This is a genomic window from Cytophaga sp. (assembly GCF_051961495.1).
Taxonomy (GTDB): domain Bacteria; phylum Bacteroidota; class Bacteroidia; order Cytophagales; family Cytophagaceae; genus Cytophaga.
Map to the genome: position 1 here is coordinate 1 of NZ_JBQCDF010000253.1, position 24,490 is coordinate 24,490.

General features: G+C 40.9%; 22 protein-coding genes. 8 read left to right on the plus strand and 14 right to left on the minus strand.

Annotated elements, in window-relative coordinates; translation table 11 throughout:
• From ACTHJT_RS14000 to ACTHJT_RS14010, 3 genes are all read right to left on the minus strand, one after another.
• Positions 1 to 585: efflux RND transporter permease subunit (locus ACTHJT_RS14000; RefSeq protein WP_440239248.1), on the minus strand; the 585-nt coding region annotated here is incomplete at its 3' end.
• A gap of 110 nt (positions 586 to 695) precedes the next feature.
• Complete coding sequence (locus tag ACTHJT_RS14005; RefSeq protein WP_440239250.1) at positions 696 to 1,037, minus strand: heavy-metal-associated domain-containing protein; 342 nt, start codon at positions 1,035 to 1,037, stop codon at positions 696 to 698.
• A 193-nt stretch (positions 1,038 to 1,230) separates the two neighbouring features.
• Positions 1,231 to 1,629 carry an HYC_CC_PP family protein gene (locus ACTHJT_RS14010; protein WP_440239251.1) on the minus strand — a complete coding sequence of 133 codons (399 nt, stop codon included), beginning with the start codon at positions 1,627 to 1,629 and terminating at the stop codon, positions 1,231 to 1,233.
• A gap of 183 nt (positions 1,630 to 1,812) precedes the next feature.
• Here ACTHJT_RS14010 and ACTHJT_RS14015 point away from each other — a divergent pair, with 183 nt between their 5' ends.
• Positions 1,813 to 2,265 carry a hypothetical protein gene (locus ACTHJT_RS14015; RefSeq protein WP_440239254.1) on the plus strand — a complete coding sequence of 151 codons (453 nt, stop codon included), beginning with the start codon at positions 1,813 to 1,815 and terminating at the stop codon, positions 2,263 to 2,265.
• A gap of 9 nt (positions 2,266 to 2,274) precedes the next feature.
• On the plus strand, positions 2,275 to 3,105 hold the full coding sequence (locus tag ACTHJT_RS14020; protein WP_440239257.1) for a zinc-dependent peptidase: 831 nt from the start codon (positions 2,275 to 2,277) through the stop codon (positions 3,103 to 3,105).
• Between the two features lie 8 nt (positions 3,106 to 3,113).
• On the opposite strand, the gene ACTHJT_RS14025 is transcribed toward ACTHJT_RS14020, so the two are convergent.
• From ACTHJT_RS14025 to ACTHJT_RS14050, 6 genes are all read right to left on the minus strand, one after another.
• The gene (locus ACTHJT_RS14025; RefSeq protein ID WP_440239259.1) at positions 3,114 to 4,073 is read right to left on the minus strand and encodes a phytanoyl-CoA dioxygenase family protein; all 960 of its coding nucleotides are present in this window, start codon (positions 4,071 to 4,073) and stop codon (positions 3,114 to 3,116) included.
• 4 nt (positions 4,074 to 4,077) lie between these two features.
• Positions 4,078 to 5,361, minus strand: a complete 1,284-nt coding sequence (locus ACTHJT_RS14030; protein WP_440239261.1) for a M16 family metallopeptidase — start codon at positions 5,359 to 5,361, stop codon at positions 4,078 to 4,080.
• Positions 5,361 to 6,509, minus strand: coding sequence for a type IX secretion system outer membrane channel protein PorV (gene porV / locus ACTHJT_RS14035; RefSeq protein ID WP_440239264.1), 1,149 nt, complete (start codon positions 6,507 to 6,509; stop codon positions 5,361 to 5,363). Before porV ends, ACTHJT_RS14030 begins: the two co-directional genes overlap by 1 nt.
• A gap of 53 nt (positions 6,510 to 6,562) precedes the next feature.
• The gene (gene porU, locus ACTHJT_RS14040; protein WP_440239266.1) at positions 6,563 to 10,447 is read right to left on the minus strand and encodes a type IX secretion system sortase PorU; all 3,885 of its coding nucleotides are present in this window, start codon (positions 10,445 to 10,447) and stop codon (positions 6,563 to 6,565) included.
• 86 nt (positions 10,448 to 10,533) lie between these two features.
• Complete coding sequence (locus ACTHJT_RS14045; RefSeq protein ID WP_440239268.1) at positions 10,534 to 11,280, minus strand: CDP-alcohol phosphatidyltransferase family protein; 747 nt, start codon at positions 11,278 to 11,280, stop codon at positions 10,534 to 10,536.
• A 2-nt stretch (positions 11,281 to 11,282) separates the two neighbouring features.
• Entirely contained in the window at positions 11,283 to 11,924 is a 642-nt protein-coding gene (locus ACTHJT_RS14050) for an MBL fold metallo-hydrolase (protein WP_440239270.1), read from the minus strand.
• Positions 11,925 to 11,995: 71 nt separating this feature from the next.
• Here ACTHJT_RS14050 and ACTHJT_RS14055 point away from each other — a divergent pair, with 71 nt between their 5' ends.
• From ACTHJT_RS14055 to ACTHJT_RS14065, 3 genes are read left to right on the plus strand one after another with little or no spacing between them, the layout of a single operon-like run.
• A complete protein-coding gene (locus ACTHJT_RS14055) occupies positions 11,996 to 13,069 on the plus strand; it encodes an NAD(P)/FAD-dependent oxidoreductase (protein WP_440239272.1) in 1,074 nt (357 codons plus the stop codon).
• Positions 13,070 to 13,073: 4 nt separating this feature from the next.
• A complete protein-coding gene (locus tag ACTHJT_RS14060) occupies positions 13,074 to 16,220 on the plus strand; it encodes a hypothetical protein (protein WP_440239274.1) in 3,147 nt (1,048 codons plus the stop codon).
• A gap of 6 nt (positions 16,221 to 16,226) precedes the next feature.
• On the plus strand, positions 16,227 to 17,375 hold the full coding sequence (locus ACTHJT_RS14065) for a serine hydrolase domain-containing protein (RefSeq protein WP_440239277.1): 1,149 nt from the start codon (positions 16,227 to 16,229) through the stop codon (positions 17,373 to 17,375).
• A 72-nt stretch (positions 17,376 to 17,447) separates the two neighbouring features.
• Here the strand turns inward: ACTHJT_RS14065 and proS are convergent, their stop codons facing one another.
• Positions 17,448 to 18,923, minus strand: a complete 1,476-nt coding sequence (gene proS, locus ACTHJT_RS14070; RefSeq protein WP_440239280.1) for a proline--tRNA ligase — start codon at positions 18,921 to 18,923, stop codon at positions 17,448 to 17,450.
• 244 nt (positions 18,924 to 19,167) lie between these two features.
• Between proS and ACTHJT_RS14075 the strand changes: the two genes are divergently transcribed.
• Positions 19,168 to 20,061 (plus strand): redoxin family protein, encoded by an 894-nt coding sequence (locus ACTHJT_RS14075; protein WP_440239282.1) that lies wholly within the window; start codon positions 19,168 to 19,170, stop codon positions 20,059 to 20,061.
• Here ACTHJT_RS14075 and ACTHJT_RS14080 read toward each other — a convergent pair.
• The 3 genes from ACTHJT_RS14080 to ACTHJT_RS14090 all read right to left on the minus strand — a co-directional run bounded on the left by ACTHJT_RS14080 (position 20,051) and on the right by ACTHJT_RS14090 (position 22,270).
• Positions 20,051 to 20,569: a shikimate kinase gene (locus tag ACTHJT_RS14080; RefSeq protein ID WP_440239284.1), complete on the minus strand. Its 519-nt coding sequence runs from the start codon at positions 20,567 to 20,569 to the stop codon at positions 20,051 to 20,053. The two genes, ACTHJT_RS14075 and ACTHJT_RS14080, sit on opposite strands and share 11 nt — an antisense overlap.
• Before the next feature lie 22 nt (positions 20,570 to 20,591).
• Positions 20,592 to 21,647, minus strand: a complete 1,056-nt coding sequence (locus ACTHJT_RS14085; protein ID WP_440239287.1) for an ABC transporter permease — start codon at positions 21,645 to 21,647, stop codon at positions 20,592 to 20,594.
• 68 nt (positions 21,648 to 21,715) lie between these two features.
• Positions 21,716 to 22,270: a DUF1599 domain-containing protein gene (locus ACTHJT_RS14090; protein ID WP_440239289.1), complete on the minus strand. Its 555-nt coding sequence runs from the start codon at positions 22,268 to 22,270 to the stop codon at positions 21,716 to 21,718.
• Between the two features lie 48 nt (positions 22,271 to 22,318).
• Here ACTHJT_RS14090 and folP point away from each other — a divergent pair, with 48 nt between their 5' ends.
• Together folP and cdaA are read left to right on the plus strand one after the other, a co-directional pair.
• Positions 22,319 to 23,179, plus strand: a complete 861-nt coding sequence (gene folP, locus ACTHJT_RS14095) for a dihydropteroate synthase (RefSeq protein ID WP_440239291.1) — start codon at positions 22,319 to 22,321, stop codon at positions 23,177 to 23,179.
• Positions 23,180 to 23,230: 51 nt separating this feature from the next.
• Entirely contained in the window at positions 23,231 to 24,079 is an 849-nt protein-coding gene (gene cdaA / locus ACTHJT_RS14100; protein ID WP_440239293.1) for a diadenylate cyclase CdaA, read from the plus strand.
• 12 nt (positions 24,080 to 24,091) lie between these two features.
• Here the strand turns inward: cdaA and ACTHJT_RS14105 are convergent, their stop codons facing one another.
• The gene (locus tag ACTHJT_RS14105) at positions 24,092 to 24,283 is read right to left on the minus strand and encodes a hypothetical protein (RefSeq protein WP_440239295.1); all 192 of its coding nucleotides are present in this window, start codon (positions 24,281 to 24,283) and stop codon (positions 24,092 to 24,094) included.
• Positions 24,284 to 24,490 lie beyond the last annotated feature (207 nt).

The window sequence follows — 24,490 nt, forward strand, 5'->3', positions numbered from 1 at the left end:
AGTAAGTTTATGTGGATCAACAACAATTTGATATTGCTTTTGAAATCCACCGAAAGAAGAAACTTCGGCTACTCCCTGTACATTCTGCAAGGCGAATTTTATGTACCAGTCTTGTAATGCCCGTTGTTCGCCAAGGTCAACATCAGGTGCATCCAAGTGATACCAGAATATATGCCCAACTCCTGTACCATCCGGACCAAGGGTTGGTGATACATCCTGAGGCAGCAATTTTTGTGCATAATTCAGACGCTCCAATACCCGGGTGCGCGCCCAGTATATATCCGTTTCGTCGTCAAAAATGATGTAGACAAAACTCATCCCAAACATAGATGTACCACGAATGTTTTTTACTTTGGGGATACCTTGTAAATTCGTTACAAGGGGATATGTTACCTGGTCTTCGATTACCTGCGGGCTTCGCCCCATCCATTCAGTATAAACGATGACTTGATTCTCTGACAAGTCCGGAATTGCATCAATGGGGTTTTTCCGGATCGAATAAATTCCCCATGCAAAGAGACCTGCTGCAATCAGCAGAACAATTACCCGGTTTTTAAGCGATAGTGAAATGAGTTTTTCAACCATACTTGTATGAGTTATTATCCTGGAAGAATCCCGGATATGTTATGTTCGATTTTCGTAAGTCCATATACACAGAAAAAAATTATTCTATGTATATGGACATTCATAAAGAATTAGCCTCTTTTATATTTACAACATCCCGGCAATGCTTTATAGGCAGTATCTGTAGCTTTTATTTTATCTGTATCATGACCTGCATCAGCAATTATTTTGTGAAGCTGATCTACAGAAATTGCATGCGGATTATAACTGATAGTGACTGTTTTTGTTTTCACATCCCAGATTGCGCTTTGTACACCTGGATTTTTTTTCAGAGCCGATTCAATTCTGCTTTTGCACATATCGCAATTGCCGCTTACTTTAAAGCTTGTGGTTTCATAATGTGCTTCCGTTGCAAAAGTATTTTGGAAGATACTTACACACATAAGTATCATCGAGAAGATGATTGTTTTCATAATCATAAATGTTTTATAAACTGAATTTTTTGAATAGATAATTTAGGGTTTGTTTCATACAAACCGCATATAGGTGAACTGCTCCACATGCATTTTACAAAAGGGAGAGCATATTTGCAGAATGCAATTCAATACTATATAATAATGGATTTTCTGAAGCAGAAGAATATCTGCCTGCCAGGAAAAAGAAAAACTATATGATCAGACTTCTGTACAATATATAATAGGGGTGTACGGAAAGCTCAGGTGGAGCATTGGTGCTAACTGCGCCTTTTAACATTTTAGCTGCGTAAACAGGCGCTGCCATAGGAGCAAATACTACAGAAACAGGTGCTGCAGTTTGTTGCTGTACCTGGAAAGAATAATCGGAAGATGATGCTGCGCTCGTAGTAATAATAGCGGTTAAATTTTTACAGCATGAATTTTCCTTTAATGCTGCTGCTTTTGAATTACAGCTGCCGCCGCAGTTACTGCTTTTCCCAAAAAAATCAATGGATGAAATTTCACCTCCACAGAAGTGTATATTTATCTTAAGATTGCTTGTGGCAACCAGAAGAAGCAGAATACATACTATGGAAACGATTTTTTTCATATGGTAAAGTTGCAGAATTTTAGTCAGTTAAATATTATAAAATAATAGTAAATATTATAATTAAAGGGAATTTCTTAACAGAGACTATTTATAGTATTTTTGCTACTTGAGTAACCGGAATCAGAAGCAGAATGTTCCCTTGGTGGTGAAAAATGCAGATCTGCTTCAAATATGATCAAAAACATGAAATCTCTTAAAAGCAGCTTATATGCCTATTGTATCGGTTACGCAACAGACCGCATCAATCGCCTGAAAGCAGAAATTAAAAAAACGCAGTCTTCAGCCAACGAAGAGACCAAAAGCACCGCAGGCGACAAATACGAGACAAGCCGGGCCATGGCTCAACTGGAGATTGAAAAGAATACCAAACAACTTGCCGAAGCAGAAAAACTGCAGGCTACTTTGCAGGCAATTCCCCAGGATCGTATTTCTGAAAGTGTTATATCCGGTTCACTGGTTCAAACAAACAAAGGGATTTTTTACATCGCGATCAGTATTGGCCAGGTTGAAATTGGTAAGCAGCAATACTTTATCATCGGCCAGGATTCACCCATTGGCAAGTTGTTTATGGGTAAGAAAGCAGGCGATGCAGTAAGCTGGAATAACAATACATACAATATTCAAAAAGTAGATTAAATAGATTCTATGTTATACATTCTGCTGCAAAGCGCGGGCGGTATTCCACCTAGCCAGAGAACCAGTCCATGGTGGTTCTTCGGAACTGTCATGGTTATTATGACAATATTTCTGATTGATCAATGTATCGTATACGAAATTCATTTATCAAAACTTCATAAATATTTATTTTCATTAAGTCCGGAAAGACGCCGGATTCTCGAAGAAAGGTTTTATTACTACAACAGGCTTTCTGAAAAAGATCAGAGAAGTTTCAGAAAACGCGTACATCATTTTCTGGTGAATAAAAAATTTACTTCTGACGAAGGCTTTGAAGTAACAGAAGAAATGAAGGTGATGATTGCTGCTGCTGCAACATTGATCGTATTTCATCTGCAGGCATATTATCTGTCGCATTTCGATGCTATTCACATCTCTAATGATGAAATGGAATCTCTGCGTCATATGCATAAAAAGAAAGAAGTAGATATTCCATGGAACGATTTTCGTGCTGGGTTTGATTCTTTTCACGATGGCTATAATCCGGGTTTGAAAATTCTTGCCATGGCATTTACGCTCGAGCAGCAGCTGAATAACCGGTCATCAAAGATGTTCAGATTTACTGCATACAACGATTTATTTCAGCTGTATAAAAAAGTCGCGGAAAAATATATCGCCAGCGGAAAGTCTGAATACAAGGACTACAGTGAAGTAGACAGGAATGAATATTTTGCTGTAGCAGTAGAATATTTTTTTGAAAGGCCGGAACATTTCTATGCCAATCAACCTGCCATGTATCTGGCTTTAACTAAAGTCTTAAAACAGGATCCGCTGAACCGGTCCAGATATAAAAGAATATAGTGTAGATTTTATTTACGGATCAGGGAAGGTCGTTGTGTGATCTCGTGGTACTTAATCACATCTTCTCCGTAAAAATGAACGACCATGCTTTTGCGCGTGCTTTGAGGGTCCAATATGGCTTTGCCACCATGCAGCAGGTTTGCGTGCCAGATCAGCACATCACCTTTCTTTGCATGAAATTCTTTTTCTGCAAAAGCGGTGCGTTTGATCTCAGCCGCTAAATGTACTTCGTATTTTTCGTAGGCTTCGCTGCCTAAAACCAATTTGCCGCCGCCGTGTTTATATCGATCATTTAACAGGTAAGGAAGCTTGTGACTGCCCGGTAAATAAAACAAGGGCCCGTTGTTGCTGTCAATGTCTTCCAGGGCTATCCATGCAGCAATTAAATAACCGGGAGGGAAGGTGGTCATGTGAATACTGTCTGAATGCGCTTTCTGTTCGCTGCCCTTGAAAAAATTAATGCTTTGGAACGCAACTACAGGCATCTGCAGGATAAACTGCATAACATCTGTGATCCGTTTATCGGTTGCCACGCGGTGCATCAATTGGGATGCATACATGGAAAACATGATCTTTCTGTTATTATACCGGAAGTGTACTTTTTTCTGCTCAAGCAAAGAATCAATTTCCTGATTGATGGCATCAACCTCTTCTGCCGAGAAACAATTTTTAAGAATCAGATAACCATTGTCCGGCCACTGTCTGAGCTGTTCCTGTGTCTGCGCTGAAAAGGAGCTTAAGCTGTTATCTTTTTCCAACGCTTCTTTTGCATCGGGTCTATCCAGCCAGGGCAGATCAAACGGAATGCCTGAAAAATCTTTGCTGCTGATAGACCAGAATAAAGGCCTGCGGATGCCAAATGCTTTATATGCTTTTGCATTATGCATCAATTGTCTGTAATGGAAAATATTATAGACAATGGAGGTGATCTTTAGATTACGTAAAAATTCTCTTACAGACTTTATCATATGATTAAAATCCACCGGCTACAACATAAGACATTTCTGCAGGGGCAAAATATTTTTTTGCTACAATCTGAATATCAGTTGCAGTGATGGATTGTATGCGCGCAAAGAAGCGGTCATAATAATCATATCCCAAACCATTAAAGAAAATGGTTTTGTATTTATCTGCAATAGAGAATGGTGTCTGGATATCTCCCACGAAACTTCCGAGCATATAGCTTTTCACTGTTTGCAGTTCAAGGTCTGAAACCGGTGTATCAATCAGAAGTTGAAGTTCTTTTTCAATTTCTTCAATGGCGTTCTTTGTGAATTCACGTTTTACATCCGTTCCGATAACAAAGTAGCCACCTTCCTGCAAGGTTACAATACTTGCATGAATACCGTAGGTATAGCCTTTATCTTCGCGGATGTTCTGCATCAGTCGGGAACCGAAGTAACCACCCAGAATTTCATTTAATATATAGGCATCAAAGTAATCGCTGTGTGAATGGTTGAATAACATTCGTCCATAGCGGATAGACGATTGTACGCTGCCTTCTTTTTCAATAATTATTTCACGGCTTGCTTTTGCAAGTACCGGCATGGCAGGTTTTTGATTGGTTTTTTGCAAAGGCGCCGTGCCAAATTCTTTCTGGATCAGCTCAACACTTTCGTTGCTGAAACCACCTGTTAAAATGATATCACAATTTTTATTCAGCAATTCATTCTTAAAAAAAGAAGTGAGATCGTTTTGTTCAAGTGCTTCGATTGTCTTAATATCGAGATGCTTTCCGTATGGGTGGTTGTTATTAAACAACATCTCTCGGAAGGCCACACCAGCCAGATAAGCAGTCTTTTCAAGGTTTACCTGAATCCCCTGGATCTGCTGCTGTTTCATTTTGGTTAACTGCGCTTCAGGAAAGATACTTTCAGTTAATAGATTTTTTATAAATGGAACCAGTACAGGTAAATGTTTTTCCAGACAGAACAGGGTGATGTTTATTCGTTCGTTGCCAGGGTTCAATTCAAGGAATGCACCATACTGGGCAAGGAACTCCTGGATCTGTGGAGCAGTGAGGACAGCGGTTCCCTCGGCGAGCATTTTGGTTGTGAAGAAGGACGTGCCGATTTTGTTTTCGGCTCTGCTGCCGGTATTGAAGATCCATTCAATACGTACTACAGGTTGTGTCCCTAGGGCAAACTTGTGTAATGTGTTGCCATTAGAAAACGAAACCGTTTCCACTTTTGGCAAGTGAAAACGGTCAATTGGGTTGATATCAGGAGCAATAGTCCTGTCTAGTTGCTGTATCATTAACTTCCTACAGAATCTTCAATTACTTTCTTGGATTTGAAATCAAAGTGAAGCGTGAAACGCAATGTTTCAGCCAATGGGTTTGATTGCTGAATCGGAATCAGATAAGCCATGTCCAGCCCGAATCCGTTGTAACGAAGGCCAACACCAACGTTTGCATATCTGCGGTTACCATTTGCAGGGTTCTCATAGTGGTATCCGCCGCGCACCGCGAACAAATCATTGTACCAGTATTCTGCACCCATACACAGAATAATTTCTCTCAGTTCACCTTTAAAACCATCCGGCGAATCAGCAAATGATGTGAACATACCCGCGAGCATACCCATATCCGTATTGTTTTTGCTGGTGTCTTTGCTTGGTACAAGGTATTTGTTGGCATCAAACGAGATGCAGAACTTATTGAAGGCATCTGCTTCGATGGTATAGGTACCACCCAGTCTTAGGTTTGTAGGGATAAAGTCTTTGTGGTCAACATCGGTATAGGTTACTTTAGGGCCTATGTCTGTGATCACGGCGCCAAACGCGAGGTTTGAGTTTTTGCCGCCAACCAGGAGATCTTTTGTATAATATGCACCGATATCAGCAGAAACGCTATTAATGGCTTTCGCGACATTTCCTGATCCGGCATTGTAGCTGCCTACCAGGTTGGAGTGGAAATATTTGATTCCGATACCCATTGAAAAATGTTCGGAAAGAATTCTTGAATAATGCACGCCCAAAGCTAATTCGTTGGGTTGAAAATCGCGGATCACAGCACCATTATTATCTGTGAAGGTAACCTGGCCCAGGTTGAAATATTTAAAGCTGATACCAACGGCATCTTCTTTTCTAAGTTTTTTGTAAGCCGATATATAAGATAAAGACATATCATTTACCAATTTCCTTAACCATGGGTTATATGAAATGGCCAGTCCCATATCGGATTTGTTGAAAGCAAGTTTTGCCGGGTTCCAGTACACGGCATTCGCATCCGGACTTGTAGCTGCACCAACATCGCCCATACCACCTGCACGCGCATCGGGTGTAATATTTAAAAAAGGAACAGCTGTTGTCATTGTGCGCAGGTAATCGCTTTTTGATTGGGCTTGTGCCTGAAAAATGCCGCAAAGCAACAACACAAGGCCTGAAAATACTATTTTTTGCATATTAAGATTAATTATTACCTACAAATATAAGGTATTTATTTAGTTAGTTAAATTTATAATAGAACCAGTTTCTCAAAAACATGAGTCGTAGAGCCATCTTGTAGAGAACGAATTTTAAGCTTGTAAACGTATACACCACGGCCAATTTTATCGCCATAATCATCCAAACCATCCCAATTTATGTCGGAAATGTGTGAAGGACTGTTATATACTGTTTCATCCAGCGTTTTTACCAGCTTGCCCGAAACGGTATAAATCTGGATCTGAACCATCAGATTATCTCCAAACCGGTTATGATCAAAGTGGAAGGTTGTATTGGTTGAGAATGGATTGGGATAATTCAATACATGGCTCAATTGAATTTTTGAAGTGCTTTCAACAGTAAATTCAAGTACATCCTCTGTAGAATTATTATAAGTATCCCAGACTTTAAATCGTAATGAATAGGTGCCCGGAGCTAAGTTACCAAGCGGAAATGTGACCTTGCCTTTGGTATAATCGTCTTTGGCAGCCACATAATACTTATTCAGAATAATGACGTCTGTACTATTGCTCAGGGTAAGGGTTATCTCGTGACCGATACCGGAAGTTGAGATGTTGATGCCATTCTCGTCTGCAACGTCGGCATAGAAGATGGGGTTTTCACGGGTTGCACCGCCCGAAACAAAGGAAGGATCATTTATATAGATCTTCGCTGTAGGCGGAATTTTGTCAACCGGTGCATTCGGATTCGATCCACCCACAACCACATTGCTTAAATAACCACCCGCATCAATACTGCCATTGCTGTTTTCCGAATAGAGACTTACTTTACCACGTGCGTACTGGTATGAAATATCTTTAGGTACCACAAATGAAACACTGAATACACCTGCTGTTACCGTTGCAGATCCATTGAAGATAATATTATTTTGCAGCGGAAAATTAGTTACCGGGGAGTCGGTTGATCCGCCCAATGTCGTCACAATTGTTGGTTTGTCATAGATGGTAATCGTAGCAGACCCTGTATATCCGGTTAATGTTACTCCATTGAAATCCTGTACCAGTCCTTCCAGCGTGACTTTGCTTAATGCTTTTAATGTATCAGGTACGGCATTTATAGGATTGCCATTGATGCTGGTCAGAACCATATTCTGGATCGGGTAACACATACGCATGGAAGGATCTCCCAGGAATGTATAATTTCTATTATTTACATCTGTCGTAGATACGTGGGCATTTTTCGCATTTTTAATAATATCTCCTAAACGGTAATAGCTTCCGTCAGCATAACGATCAAAGATGTAATCATACAGGTCGGAATTAAGATCGGCATTCGTATTTGAAAGAACGGTTCTTGTAGAAGTGAAATTACCAAAGGAACCACCGGTGCTGCTCATGAGGATTTGCTCGGCACCTGAGATCAGGCCTGGTTTGTCAAAGCGCCCAAAACTGCAGGTGGCAGTAATAAAGAAAGGAAGATGGTTGATATTTGTCCAGCTGTTAATGGAAGATGTGGTGACGATTTCTTCCTGCGCCAGTACATTGTTTCCGCCGTGGCCGGTGTAATTCCAGATTAATGTTCCCTCGTCAATGTCACGGTTAATGGCATTATTCATCTGCGGAAATCTTTTGCCGCCGGGTGCCGCTTCCTGCGGGTAAGCATCCATGTATATTTTATTAATATTCATTTGCGGGTTTATACCTGCAACCTGGTTCGCCATATTTTCAGAGGTGGTCAGGTGGAGATTATAATTACCGTCATCGGCAAGGAGCGTCATTTTATTTTTCCAGTCGCCGTTGGTTTGTGAAGAAGGTTTAGATGCAGAAATAATTTTGTTGACACAGGTTGCAGCTTGCTCCGGTGTGCGTGCCGGAATTCTCCCCACACCTATGTTTAAGGTATTATAACCACTTACATTTTCTGTCCAGAATCCTTCGCTATTATCCATGAAGCCATAATAATCATCGGAGTTGTAAGATCTCAGCTCCGCCAGGGATTCGCGTGATTCATAAGTTGGCACAAAATTGCCGCCTATACCTAAATGGTTTTTGTAATCGTAAGTAGCTGCGCCGAATAATAAAACATATTTCAACTGTTCGGTGCCTGTACCTCTGTCGTATACCATTTTGAAAAAATCGCGGATCGCAGTAAGATCTTTTTTCCCGCAACCAAATTCATTATAGATCTGATTGGTGGTACAGATATAAATGGATATACCGTCATTATTTTCCCGGAAGTTTGCCAGCCGCTGTGCTTCTGATACAAAGGAAGGATCTGTAACAATGATCATATCCGGAATAGAACCTGTATTAAGACTGTGCAGATTTTGATTGGCAACTTTTTCTACGAATGCAGGATTTTCAAAGGAAGAGCCTTTGAAAACGATATACTCATTCAGGCTTGAACTGTTTGCGCCGAATTCTATGGCAGAGCCTGTAAATGTATAACCCTGGTTGCTCACATTCTGCGGGTCGGTCACGTTCCAGATCATTTCTGAACCGGTAGTATTGGCAATGCTGTAAGTTGTTGTTGGTTGAGTAATACTGGAGATGGTTCTGAAAGATGTCTCTGTTCCGTATAATCGCAGGGACCGTTGATATTGGAGTTCAATGTAGTTGGCATTCGCCACAGGGTTGGTACCTGATAAAATCATACCTACCGTTAACGTTGAATTACCACCTATAGCAGAAGCATTAAATGTATAGGTGGAAGTAACATTGTTCCCGATGGCCTCATGCTCTGCAGTAGAAATCGGAGGAAGCGTCTGCGACGCAGGAATCACGCTGGAAGAACCGTTAATGGTATAATTGAAATAGGAACTGTTGTAAGAACGGCCCACAACGGATGAAACCATACGGATTGAAGAAGACGGGACAATTCCTGTTACATCAAACGAATATGTTTGACTGGGAACAAACTGGCTGAATTGGAACCCGTACCACTCTCTTCCAGAGTCAAGCAGGTTGTAGGTATCCGTTTCGGTAAAGGAATGTTCATCAAATGTAGAAACTGTTTGTGCAGTTCCTGTGATGGAAGCCTGACTTGAAATCCGTTTGCCGGTTTGCTGGTTAAAGGTTATGAAATAAAAATTCTGATCGGAATAAAGATTGTATTGATGGCTGAATGTTTTATTCGTTGCATCAAATGACCAGGTGTGCGGAGATTCTGCATAGAATAAGAAATAATCATTGTTGTCAAAAACACCATTCCCGTCTTCGCTCAGGAAGATCGCGTTTTCCGCAAGATCATCAATCCGGGTTGTGCTGTTGGGTTGTGGCAGCATTCCTCCGCCATTACCATATACCTGGATTGTGGCTGGGTCTATGGTGCTCGTATTAATGCCAGCACTATTTAAAAAAGCAACGTCAATTTTATAAATACCTGTTGATGAAACTGCGAATTTATACCAGTCGCCCGATGCCAGTACGGAACCTGTAACATTTGCGGTGCGGGCATTTGAGTAGGAAGGAGCGTTGCTGTATGGATTGGTCTTTACGGGTACATCCTCCATAACAGAAGTAAGTGTGTATTGTACCGTTACCGATGACAGCTGCGACCAGCTATCAGCATTTTTTTGCAGCACGGGAATAAACACCCGGGTAAAAATATTGTCGTTGTATAAATAGTCGTAAGTAACCTGTGTTTTCTGCGGCAGGGTTAATTTTTTCAAGACCGCTTTCGAACTTGAATCGCCTGCATAATATTCAACAGATTCAATGGTAACCGGGCCGGTTATTTTTCCTGCAATATCTTTTGTCAGAACAAGGACTCCAGCATCATTGATAAATACATCTGTTGCCATAGGGTAGGAAGCCGTCTGGCCTTGTATCAATACAGTTTTGTTGTACCCTGACCAGTTAACTGTGTATGTTGTATTAATCTGTTGGGCATAACCGGCAGAACAAATGCCTGAAATACTCAAAAGCAGGAGACCTATGGATTTTAAAAAGTTCATCAAATGAATAAAGGATGTTAACAGCCTGTCACTAAACGTTAAGAGATGGTTTTTAGTGTATTAATTTACCGTTTCTGTATGCATTATTATGCATGTTTTTCAGTTTTATTTTGAAGCAGGGAAAACAGGATGTAAGCGGTCATGATCAGCAGAATGGACTCTTTTCCGAAGAACACCGGCAAAACAACAGCAGTAATTGCCAGTAAATAGCGGAATTTATTCACTCCCCAGCTGAATTCCTTGAATTTTAAAGCCATCAGCGGAATTTCAGCAATTAACAGATAAGACATTACGATACAATAACCGACAATGAAATAAAGGTTCGAAATCATCGGAAAAAGAAAGGAGGCCCGATCAATGGCAATCAGGTTGAAGGATGCAACAATCAATGCGTTGCTTGGTGTGGGTACGCCAAAGAAACGATCGCTCTGGCGGGTATCAAGATTGAATTTTGCAAGGCGCACTGCAGAAAACATCGCAGGCAGGGTTCCTGCAAGTATTAAGGGATTGAAGTTGCCCGAATCAAATAAACGGAATGCGGCAACGGTTGCATAAGGTGTGCCTGTTGTGATGGAAATGATCATGAAGGTCAGCATAAGCGCCGGCAATACACCAAAGCTGATTACATCTGCCAATGAATCCAGTTCTTTCCCGATCGGGGAAGCAACATGTAACAGGCGCGCCACAAAGCCATCAAGCCAGTCAACAATCAAAGCCGCACCAATGCACATGGATGCTTCTGTGATTTTACCGTTCAGAAGGAATAAAATTCCCCAAAAACCAAATCCTAAATTTAAACAGGTAAGTGCATTGGGAATATGTTTCTTAATCATAGTTATAAAGCGCAGTAAGGGTTATGTTTTTTTTCAAATCCAATGGTGGTTGTTGGTCCGTGACCGGGATATACGACTGTATCGTCGGCAAGTAAGAACAGTTTCTCCCTGATACTCCGGATTAATGTATCGTGGTTGCCGCCCGGCAGATCTGAGCGCCCTACACTGTTGCGGAACAAGACATCTCCGGATAAACAGATTTTTTCTTCCCGGTTGATTAGTGCCATGTGGCCCGGTGCATGACCCGGTACAAAAAGAATATCGAATTTCATGGTACCCGCTTCAACTTTGTCTGTCTCTTTTAAAAGCACATCAGGGGTCGCCGGCGAATATTTCGGAAAACCGTAATTGGCTGCATAAGCGCTTACAGACTGAAGGGTAGCAAGATCCTGATGGAAAATATGAAAAGGTACTTTGTATGTTTCTTTTACAAAATAATTTCCCAGCACGTGGTCAATATGGCCATGGGTATTGATAAGCAATTGTACGTTCAGTTTTTTTCGGGAAATAAAGTCGGTCAGTTCCTCTTGTTCGTATTTTTCGTAACAGCCCGGATCAATAATGATGCATGTACCGGTTTCGTCATATACAACGTAGGTGTTTTCCTGGAAAGGATTAAACGTAAGCGTTTCAATATGTATCATACCTGGATTTAAAGTAACAAAAATGGTTTAAAAGGAATGAATAATCAAAAGAAGCGGGTTATTTTAGCGAAATGAAACAGGTAGATTATATAATTGTTGGTCAGGGACTCGCAGGTACATGCACAGCATTGTCTTTATTGCGTGAAAAACAAACAGTTGTAGTTGCTGCGAGTGCAGATAAAAAAGCCTCTTCGGAGATTGCTGCGGGATTATTCAATCCTGTTACGGGCAAAAAAATGGTGCTCACCTGGAATGCGAAAGAACTGTTTCCATACCTGTTGGAATTTTATGCACAGACAGAAGAAGAATTAAAAATAAAGATTCTCTACCCGAAAAAAATTTACCGGCCGTTTTCAGATATGCAGGCACAGAATGATTTCTGGGCGAAGTCTACAGATGAAAGCGCTGTATTCGCAGCAGCAGAGCCGGATAACGGCGCATACACTCCATATATTAACAATCCGTTCGGCGGTATTTCTACAAACTTTTCAGGATACCTGGATGTAAAAACTTTTATCCAGGCTGTACAAAATAAATTGAAGGATTCAGATTCTTTCATGAATGAAACGTTGGTATATGAAGACCTGATTTTTGAAAAGGAATTTGTTCAGTATAAAAATATACGTGCTAAAAAAATAATTTTTGCCGAAGGTTATCACAATAAAAAAAACCCTTATTTCAGATGGGTTCCTGTTCAGGGAATGAAAGGAGATGTATTAACGCTTGATATAGAGGACTACCCGTTACAGGATGTCGTGAACAAGCATTTTTTTATCATCCCCCTTCCCAACGGTTCTTTCCGGATGGGATCTTCTTATATCCGTCAGTTTGAGGATGATCTGCCAACAGCAGCAGGATTAAAAGAGATAACAGAAGGTGCAAATACCATTTTGAAGAAACCGTTCGTTGTAACCAATCAGCAGGCAGGGATCAGGCCGGTTGTACCGGACCACCGGCCAATTATTGGTCCGCACCCGGAAAATCCATTGGCAGTGATTATAAATGGCCTGGGAACGAAAGGTGTTTCTCTGGCTCCTTTTGCTGCCCGCGAATTGGTAAAATTCCTGCTCCAGGGGCAAGAAATAGACAAAAGTATGTCCGTGAACCGATTTAATTATTTATATTTCATACAAAAAAAGAATTAGTTCAATGCAGCGTGTTATTGGAGGGATAGTAAAATATACCTTGTTATTTTTTTTGATGCATTCCTTCACATCTGTTGCGCAGACGTCACAGGATCAATTTGGTAAAAACCGGATCCAGTATAAGAAATTTACCTGGAAGCTGGTCTCTTCAGAAAATTTTGATATTTACTATTACCTGGAAGGAGAAGCATTGGCTCCGATTGCCGTAACACATGCTGAATCTGTTTTTAAACAGCTGGAGAATACGCTTGGTTATTCCAATATGAGTAAGACAAAAGTTTTACTGTATAATTCCATCGCGGACCTGCAACAAAGCAATATCGGCCTGCAGCAGGGAACTTTTGTAGGAGGAGCAACGAACCTGGTGAAAGCCACGGTTGAAGTAGCATTTACGGGAAACCTGGCAGATTTCAAAAATGATCTGTCATATGGCATTTCTAAAACCTGGATCAATATTATTTTATATGGCGGAAATTTTAAAGAAGTGCTGCAAAGCTCCTATTTTCTGTCATTGCCGGAATGGTATGTAAAAGGTGCTTCTGAATACATTGCCAAAGGTTGGAATCGGGAAATGGATAATTACATCCGCGACCTGGCATTAAATAATAAATTGCGAAACCCTTCTTCGTATTCCGGACAGGAAGCTGAATGGATCGGACAATCGATCTGGCATTTTATTTCCGAACATTATGGACACGATATGTTTACGAATATCCTGCAGATCACACGTATCTACAGAAGTGATCGCGCTGCTATAGAAGCTGCCACGGGCTCATATTTTCAAAACTTTATTGATGACTGGAAAACGTACTATAAAGAAAAGGCCGTTGAACTTGACGGAGCGGTTTTGTTTGATACTACGTTTACTTCACTCAACGGTGCAAATGTCAAAGGCAGGGATCTTACAACACCTGTGATCAGCAATGATGGCAAATACTTAGCATACTCCACCAATTTCAAAGGGCGCTATAATGTTTTCCTGAATGATATTGAACAACATAAAAAGAAAAAAATTGTAGCGGGTGGTTTTAAGCTGAATGACCAGCTACCGATCACCCGTAATCCGCAGCTGGCCTGGGTAACAGAAAGCGTACTTGCAAGTGTTACCTATAAAAAAGGAAAAATTATTTTTCAAACCTATGACATTAATACAAAGAAAAAAGAGTCGAGGGAAATTGAAGTGTATCATCAGATCAATAATTTTTCATTTAGTGCCGATGGAAAATATCTTGTCTACAGCGCCGATGAAAGAGGCCAGGCTGATATCTGGCTGTATGATATTGAAAGAGCAAAATACCTGAAAGTTACAAACGATGAGTACGATGATATCTCACCGAGATTCGGGCCAGGTAACAATGTGATTTTTGCTTCCAACAGGAATGATGATACATTGGCAACATTAACCCGTTTTCAATCGGCACCGAATTATTCATTATACATTTACAAACCCGGCGCAAAAGTTTTAAAGAAGATTCCTGCACAGGGCTGTAACTATACGCAACCGGCATTTATCAATGCCAATACAATCGTCTATTTAAACGATGACAACGGTGTTCAGAATTTATATAGCCAGGACCTGACAACGGGTGCAACGAAGGCGCTGACCAATAACGCGACAGATATTCTGGAGTATGATTTGAATGTGAAATCAAAATACCTGGCTTTTGTTGCCATTTCAAAAGGTAAAGAAAAAGTGTTTATGGATACGTTGTTCTCCGTTCAGCAAGGCGTTGAAATCACAAAGAAAACATCGCAGTCTGTTATTGCAAGAAACAAAATACTGCCTCCGGATAAACCTAAGAAACCGAATGTTATAGTCGTTACGCCTAAAAGTTCAGATGACATTGATCTCGACAAAGTATACTTTGAATCAGATACAACGATGAAGCTTCCTAAAAAAGGAAACAACAAACCAGCTGTTGATCCGAAGTTACCTCCGAAGCGTTCGATGGCACGTTTTTATGGCCCGTATGATTATAAAAACCTGTTCGGTACCGACATTGTTTCATCTACATTAAAGGTAGATCCGCTTAGAGGTTTTGGTTTATTGATCGAATCAAATATGTCAGACCTCATGTCAAATCACCGTGTGAACATGAGTTTGTTTGGTGTTGCAGATTTGAAAAGTAGCAGTTTGTCGGGCGAATATCTGTATTTGAAAAAGCGTGTTGACATGGGTGTGCGCTTTGACCGCATTACTTATTTTCCGAGCAGCAATAACATCAATCACCGGTATGTAATCAATCAGGTTGAATTGAAAGCATCTTATCCGCTTTCTGTTTACAGCAGAATCAGCGCGGTTCCTTTTATACAGGCAACACGTTTTTCAGACTTGTCGGATTATACAACAATCGTTTTGGTAGATGATCAAAAAAGATTGTATGCAGGAAGTAAGTTTGAATTTGTGTATGACAATACAACAAGTTCAGGTATGAACATGCTTCAGGGAACACGTGCAAAAATAACTCTGGATGCGTATAAGGATCTTTCTGATAAAGCAGGAAATTACAATAGATTTAATATTGATATACGCCGTTATCAGAAAATTCACAGAAGCTCTGTTTTAGCATTGCGCGGCTCTTTCGGCAGATTCTTCGGACAATCTCCCAAGAGCTTTATATTTGGCGGTATGGATAACTGGCTGTTCAATTCCGTTGGTACCGGCGGTGGCGTTGCTAACCCGTTGCAGATTCAGGCAGGTGTTGACAATACAGACATCATGCTGAATAAATATGTTACCAATGTGCGGGGCTTTCAATACAATGAACAATCCGGACAAAGTTATTTTCTGTTTAATGCCGAATTCAGATTGCCGATTATTAAGTATCTGTACAATGGATCTGTATCTTCTGCATTCCTGCGCAATTTCCAGCTGGTAACATTTACAGATGTAGGTGCTGCGTGGTATGGTGCCAATCCATTTTCGACAAATAACAGTCTGAACAAAAAAATAATTTCCGCTGATCCTAATAATAATTCACCATTTACGGTTGAAGTAAACAATTACCGAAATCCATTTTTATATGGATATGGTTTTGGCGCAAGAACATTTGTATTTGGCTATTACATTAAAGGCGATGTAGCCTGGGGTATCAAAGACGGGCAGCAATTAAGTCCGCGCTTTTATTTCACGTTCGGATACGATTTCTAATGTTGTATGATGAAAAGAAAAATCGGTTGGAGCATTCTGGTTTTACTTCTTTGCATTGTTGTACTGGTCCATTTCGCCGACAAAAATTATTATTACCGCACACTCTGGTATAACCTGCCGGGAATATTTGATGAAGATATTTTTTATTCAAGAACCATTCATAAATCAACGGATCCCGCTATCTGGCCGCTGTCATCTGATTACAACAAACAGAAACTTTCCGCACAGCTGCTCGATACACTGGAGAAATACGAAACTGCCTCGGTTTTGTTTATTCAGCATGACTCTGTAAAAACTGAAAGATATTGGAATGGCATTACTGATACAACGCGCAGCAATTCATTTTCGGTCGCTAAAAGCTTTGTTAGCGCGCTTATCGGAAGAGCAGTTCAATTGGGTTACATCAAATCCATTGATCAACCGGTTGGTGATTTTCTGAAAGAATATTCAATCGGTGAAAAAAGCAGGATCACGATCCGTCACTTATTAATGATGAGCTCCGGCCTGGACTGGGATGAGGCATACAGCAGTTTGTGGAGCCAGACAACCGAAGCATATTATGGTACAGACATTGAAAAGCAAATGCTCGGCCTGCAGGTAAAACAAAAGCCTGGTATGTATTTCGAGTATCAAAGCTGCGACACGGAATTGCTTGCCATGATTCTTGTAAAGGCAACCAAGATGCCGCTCTCAGAATTTTTTGAAAAAGAATTATGGCAGCCAATGGGCGCCTCAAACGATGCTGTGTGGAGTCTGGATCATAAAGACGGGATGGAAAAAGCATATTGCTGTATTTACTCCAATCCACGCGATTTTGCGCGATTGGCTTCCTTATATCTGCATGGAGGTAATCACAACGGAAAACAACTGATCGATTCATCGTTCATCCGTCAATCTGTAGCACCAGTAAATTTAACGGGTATACTTACAAAAGAAACAACGGATTTTTATGGATATCAATGGTGGGTAATATCCGACTATAAGGGTATATCAGCATATTATATGCGCGGTATTCTTGGACAATATGTCATTGCTATACCAGAGCTGGATATGATCATTGTTCGTTTGGGCCACAAGCGGGGATACAAGATCAACAACCATTATTCGGAAACATATGCGTTGCTGGATGAAGCAATAAAAATGAATCGTAAATAAGTAGTATTTAAAATAGAAATAAAAAGGCTTCCGATCCGGAAGCCCTTTTATTTCTACCTTAAGCAGCAGGTATTAATAGGCACGCGCAAACAAAACACGTCTCGCAGACGGCTTGCCTGTTACCATGCATACGCCGCTTTCTGATGTAACATCCAGAGGAATACAACGGATCGTTGCTTTTGTTTCCTCTTTAATTTTTTCTTCCGTTTCCGGAGTTCCATCCCAGTGTGCCAAAATAAAGCCCGGGGTTTCATCCAGCATTTTCCTGAAGGTTGCATAATCATCTGCTACAAACGTATTCGCTTGTCTGAAGTCAAATGCTTTTTTATAAATGTTTGCCTGAATTTCTTTCAGCAGTTCAACAATACGATTTGCTAAACCGTCCTGCGGTACAGTAGTTTTTTCTTTCGTATCCCTTCTGGCAAGTTCAACGGTTCCGTTCTCAATATCACGCGCACCAATAGCAACGCGCAGCGGCACACCTTTCAATTCATATTCTGCAAATTTAAAACCAGGAGAATATTTGTCACTGTGGTCAAACTTCACACTAATGTCTTTTGCTTTTAATTCAGCAATGATTGGTTTCAGTTTCTCTTCGATCAGATCCAGCTGTTCAGCTGTTTTAAAGATAGGAACAATAACTACCTGGATAGGAGCCAGCAATGGAGGTAATACCAGACCTTCGTCATCGGAGTGTGCCATGATCAATGCGCCCATCAAACGTGTGCTTACGCCCCAGGATGTTCCCCACACATATTCCAGTCCGCCTTCTTTGGCAGCAAATTTTACATCAAATGCTTTTGCAAAATTTTGACCCAGGAAGTGTGACGTGCCGGCCTGCAGGGCTTTGCCATCCTGCATCAAGGCTTCAATACAATAGGTTTCTTCGGCACCGGCAAAACGTTCGTTTGCAGATTTAATACCGCGGTGCACCGGCAGTGCCATATATTTCTGTGCGAACGTTGCATATACATCCAGCATGCGTTCAGTTTCTTCGATCGCCTCCTGCTTGGTGGAATGTGCCGTGTGCCCTTCCTGCCATAAGAATTCCGTTGTTCTTAAGAATAAACGTGTTCTCATTTCCCAACGCACAACATTGGCCCACTGGTTGATCAGCAGGGGAAGGTCGCGGTGAGACTGAATCCAGGTTTTATACGTATTCCAGATCACGGTTTCACTGGTCGGGCGTACAATCAGCTCTTCGTCTAATTTCGCTTCCGGATCCACGATGATTCCTTTTCCGCTCTCATCGTTCTTGAGACGATAATGTGTTACTACCGCGCACTCTTTGGCAAAGCCATCCACGTGACTTGCTTCTTTGCTTAAGTAGGATTTGGGTATGAAAAGAGGAAAGTAAGCATTGCTGTGGCCGGTTTCCTTGAACATCTTGTCTAATACAGCCTGCATTTTTTCCCATATGGAGTAGCCATATGGTTTTATGATCATACAACCTCTTACAGGTGCATTTTCAGCAAGGTCTGCTCTCTTAACTAATTCATTGTACCATAACGAATAATCTTCGCTGCGTTTTGGTAATCCTTTACTCATCTTAAATTTTACTTCAGTGTTTATTGCACCGGCAAAGATAGTTTTTTGTATGGTATTTCACCCTATGAAACATGAATTCAATGATTAAAAGCCCGCTGAACAAATAGTTATGTCAGGCAGTTTTTCAGGATTTGAAAGAATAGCCCTCCGGTTTCTGTTTCACCTGAATAAAAAGAAGCAGGCCGTATTAAATTGTTGATTTATGAACCAAAAAAAACTAGATTTGTAAGCATACCTCATTCGAATGAAAAGCTTTATTTCTACATGTATCTTGTTTGTTATTAGTTGCTGCCTCCATGCAGAAACAAAACAGATAAATCTTGCTGTTGGCGATAAAGCACCGGAAATCTCGGTTCTGGATCCTTCAAACAAAACCATTACACTTTCAGCATTGAGAGGGAAAATTGTACTGGTGAATTTCTGGTCATCAGGCTGCAGTCCCTGCCGGTTAAAACACCCCCAGCTTATTAAGATATACAACTCCTACAAAGCCTATGGCTTTGATATCATGAGCGTTTCTCTGGATACGAAAAAGGATCAATGGCTTACTGCCTTAAGATACGATCGTATGCCATGGCCGAATCAGGGTGTTGATTTACAGGGATGGAACAGCAAACTGGTAAACGCGTACGGACTTGCCGGAACCCTGAGTAGTTTTCTGATTGATGAAGAAGGTACAATTTTGAAAATCAACCAGACTGAAATTGAACTGGAGCAGACCCTGCATTATCTGATCTTCGACCAGCCAAGATTTTATCCGGCTGTGGCGAATGAAAAAATTTATTTCAATGTGATTTCCAAATATTCCATCATTGATGCCAACGGGTACGTTGTGTTGAAGGGCCGGGCTACAGAAGTTGCGATCGGAAGTCTGGCTACCGGCGAATACACATTGAAGTACGAAGACAAAACGGAAAGATTCCTGAAAGTGAAACCTGAATCACCGGCTGTTACTTTTTACCCTACGCGTACTGAAGACTTTATTACACTTTCAAGGGAGGCGGATTATTACATTTATAACCAGCGGGGAAAGCTGGAATTTAAAGGGAATGGCACGACCATCGACGTTAGAAAGCTACCGCTCGGTGTTTATTACCTGAGTGTCGAAGGTAACATACACTCATTTTTTAAGAAATAAGCTTATCCTTTTTTAAGCGGTCAAGAATATCCTGCGGTTTTAATTTATTGGTGCTGAAAATAAGCTTTGCCTGCTCGTAATAGGGTGCACGCTCCTTGTATTTTGTTTCAATAAAATCCAATACCTGTTTGTGACTTTTGCCTTTCAGCATGGGTCTGTTGGCGCCGCCCTGTCCGCCTAGTCTGTTGGCCAGTTCGTCCATGGTTGGATTTATAAAAATAGTCAGTCCGTTTCTTTTCATTTCATTGATATTATCAAAGAAGCAAGGCACACCACCGCCTGTTGAAATGATCGTATTTTTTAAATCAAATGTTTCATGCAGGATCTCATGTTCCAATTCGCGGAAATAATTTTCACCTTTATCGGCGAAGATTTCTTCAATGGTTTTCTGTTCCCTGGCACAGATGGCATCATCCATATCAAAATACTCGTACTTTAATTTTTGGGCAAGCGTTTTACCAATGGTGCTCTTTCCAGAGCCGGGAAGACCAATGAGGTAGATCAACATATCAGGAAATGAATAGCGTTAATTATTTCAGACGTACGCGCGGGTCGATCAGAGCGTAGAATATATCTACAAAGATATTGGTTATAATGAAAACTAAAGCAACAAATATTGTTGCGCCCATTACCACCGGAAAATCAAGACTTAATACAGCATTGATGGTTACAGAGCCTAGCCCCTTCCAGCCGAAAATACTTTCAACAAAAAAGGCACCGGCCATTAAAGAAGCCAGCCAGCCGGATACAGCTGTAATAACAGGGTTCAATGCATTTTTTAAGGCATGTTTGAAAATAATCACATAGTGCCCCAGGCCTTTTGCTTTCGCTGTACGGATATAATCCTGAGACAGTACTTCCAGCATGGAACTTCTGGTAAGCTGTACAATGATGGTCATCGGGCTCAGACCAAGCGTTATTGTTGGCAGGATGAGATTTTTCAGTTTCAATTCGCGGTCACCAAAAATGTTATTTTCCCAGAGGCTGCCCGAAGCATTTAAACCGGTATAATCAGATAACAGATCTCCAAAGATCATGGCCATAATAGCACCGAAAACAAAAGAAGGCATTGAAATGCCTACAACTGAAAACGCGATAATCCCATGATCCAGTAAAGAATTTTGTCTTACAGAAGCAAAAATGCCCAAACAAATACCTAAGGTAGTGGCAAATGCCATTGCCGATAAGGCCAGCCAGAATGTGCCTTCCACATTTTCAACAATGATTTCGCTTACCAGCTTGTTGCTCTGGAAGGAACGCCGAAGGTAAGGCGTTTTCCATACAATTACTTCTTTGCCAATATGGAACAGGGGTGTATAAGAATATTTTTTTTGATTTTTGGGTTCGTCGTCGTGGATGGAAATAACAGAAAGGTCGTTTATATAATGAAACAGCTGCTTGTGGATGGGAAGGTCCAGCCCGAGCTCCTTGGAAATAGCCTCGCGCGTAGCAACATCCGTCCGTTGTCCTGCCATCATATTTACCGGGTCACCAGGTAACACATTGAATATGAAGAACACAACAATGACTGCTCCCAGCAAAACCAGGAATCCGTATAAAATTCTTTTTATAAGGAAGTGAATCATGAAAAATTTTTGACCCCTATTTTTTTATTTGGTTAAACGTAGCTCGATTAGTTTGCTTTAATACTGATTTATCGGGCTAAAGGTTTTATAATTCCCGATTTAATTAAACAAAATACCGAATAATTTATAATGTCCTGATAGTTAGCATCAATTCCTTCAGAAATTAAAGTCTTGCCAAGATTGTCTTCAATTTGTTTTACCCTGAAAAGCTTCATCAGGATAATATCAGTAATGGAACTGATACGCATTTCTCTCCATGCTTCGCCATAATCATGGTTTTTTTTCAGCAACAACTCCAGGGTTTGTGTCGCGTGTTTGTCGTACAATTCGGCAACACGCTTGGGGTCTAGTTCCATGGGATCGTTTTCTGTCATTTCCATTTGGATCAAAGCAATAATGGAATAATTAATGATGCCTTTGAATTCAGAAGTAATATCTTCTTCCACCAGCATTTTTCCTTTCTCCTGAATGGAGCGAATGCGCTGTGCCTTAATAAGGATCTGATCTGTGATGGACGGCAGACGAAGGATCCGCCAGGCAGTTCCGTAATCAATGGTTTTGTCTATAAATACTTTCTTGCAGGTTGCAATTACTTCCTTGTATTCCTGTGCCGTTTGCTGCATTTGACCGAACTTTGTAAATTAGAACTGAACACCAATAATGATAATAGCTTGAAAGATTTTAAAGATACATTTTTTTACAAGAAAAAAACATGTTATTCCGGGGGAAAACTTATCTACTTTGACAAACCCGCAGTGATGGGAATTGTGAATTGTACCCCTGATTCTTTCTATGATGGCGGGAAAACGAATACCCTTGAAACTGCCATAAAACAGATCGGGGAAATGGTGGCTGCCGGCGTTGATCTGATTGATATTGGTGGTTATTCATCCCGTCCCAATGCAGCGGATATCAGTCCGGAGGAAGAAATAAACCGGGTTATTCCGGTGATCAGCGAAGCAAGGAAAAGATTTCCGGATTTGCTGATCTCAATCGATACATTCCGTGCAGCCGTGGCTGATACTGCAATCCGGCACGGAGCATCGCTGGTGAACGACATCTCTGGTGGTACGCTCGACGAAGCTATGTTTGCAACAGTGGCCAAAGCCCGCGTACCTTATATTATGATGCACATGCGGGGCACACCGCAGGACATGAATACACAAAATGCCTATGCGGATCTGCCGGATGAAATGATCTCGTTCTTTAGTATACAGCTTCAAAAAGCAAGGACTGCAGGTATCCGCGACATCATTCTGGATCCGGGATTCGGCTTTGCCAAAAACAGGGAGCAGAATTTCGAACTGTTAAAACAGCTGGATGTATTCAAGATTTTTGAACTTCCTGTTTTAATAGGCGTATCGAGGAAATCCATGATATACAGAACGCTGGAAGTTGAACCGGCAGAGGCGCTCAATGGATCCACCATCCTGCATACGATATCCCTGCTGAATGGCGGAGATATCCTGCGTGTGCATGACGTAAAAGAGGCAAAGGAAACGGTAACCTTGCTGCAGCAGCTTACCCGTTAATTTCGAAACATAATCGCAGAACATTTATACATTTTGTATACCTTTACAGGGATGATTTCATTATTTCAAATCTCTTTTATAACCGTTTCCTGGATCGATGTAATCGACATCCTTCTGGTATCTGTAATAATTTATAAGCTCTATAAATTATTAAGAGGAAGCGTTGCCGTAAAAGTATTCATAGGCATTCTGCTGATTTATGCTTTTTACCTGATTGTGAAAGCTTCGGGCATGGAGCTGCTCCGCAATATTCTCGGCCAGTTCATGGGCGTAGGAGTATTGGCTGCCTTTATTTTATTCCAGCAGGAGATCCGCAAATTTTTGCAGATGATCGGCAAGAGTACTTCTCAGAATAACAACTTAATCAAAGACTGGTTTTCAAAAACAAAACCGAATTCAAAAGCGGAACTGAATCTTTCGCCGATCATTGATAGCGTGAAGATCTTCTCTCAGACAAATACCGGTGCCTTGATCGTATTCAGCAAAACGTCTGAACTGCGCTTCTATGCAGAGTCCGGCGATATTCTGGATGCTGAAATAAGTAAACGCTTGCTGATCTCTATTTTTCAGAAGAACAGTCCGCTGCATGATGGTGCGGTAATCTTAACCGGCGGAAGAATCAAAGCAGCCAGATGTATTTTACCGGTTTCGGAGAACGATAACATTCCGGCCCACATGGGACTGAGACACCGCGCAGCCATTGGTTTAACCGAAGTAACGGATGCGGTTGTACTGGTGGTATCGGAAGAAACAGGAGGCGTTTCGATTGCCTATAACGGCGAAGTATATTATAACATGAACAAAAGTGATATCCGCAGTAAATTGCGTTCGTTCATTTATGATGATGATGAGCAGATCGCTCACGAAGTAAAAAATATCCGCTACGAAAGCGCAAGCTGATTTTATAAACCCTTATTCCGGAGTATTTACCAGTAAATAGGTTCTCCTGGTTTCATTGATCAGGAATTTTTTCTGTTCGGTAAATGAATTCGGATGCATTTGTTCAAACTGCAGTTTCCATTCCAGCCAGCGTTCAGGTTCTTGAGCCCGGAAAGCTTCAGAATTTATCTTTTTCTTTATACAGTATTCTTCAAATGTCATCATGTTGCAAGATTACGAAAAACTTTAAAAACACGGAAAACTTATCTTTTATAAGGTAAGTTTTGTGCCTCAAGTGCCAAAAAATCAATTGTATATGATCCTACTAATCAGTAAACGTGGTTACTTTTCAATAACTATATCGTATTAATAATACAAAAGTTGCCCCATTTTCAAACTAATGAATTGAATATCAATTACAAAGTAATATTT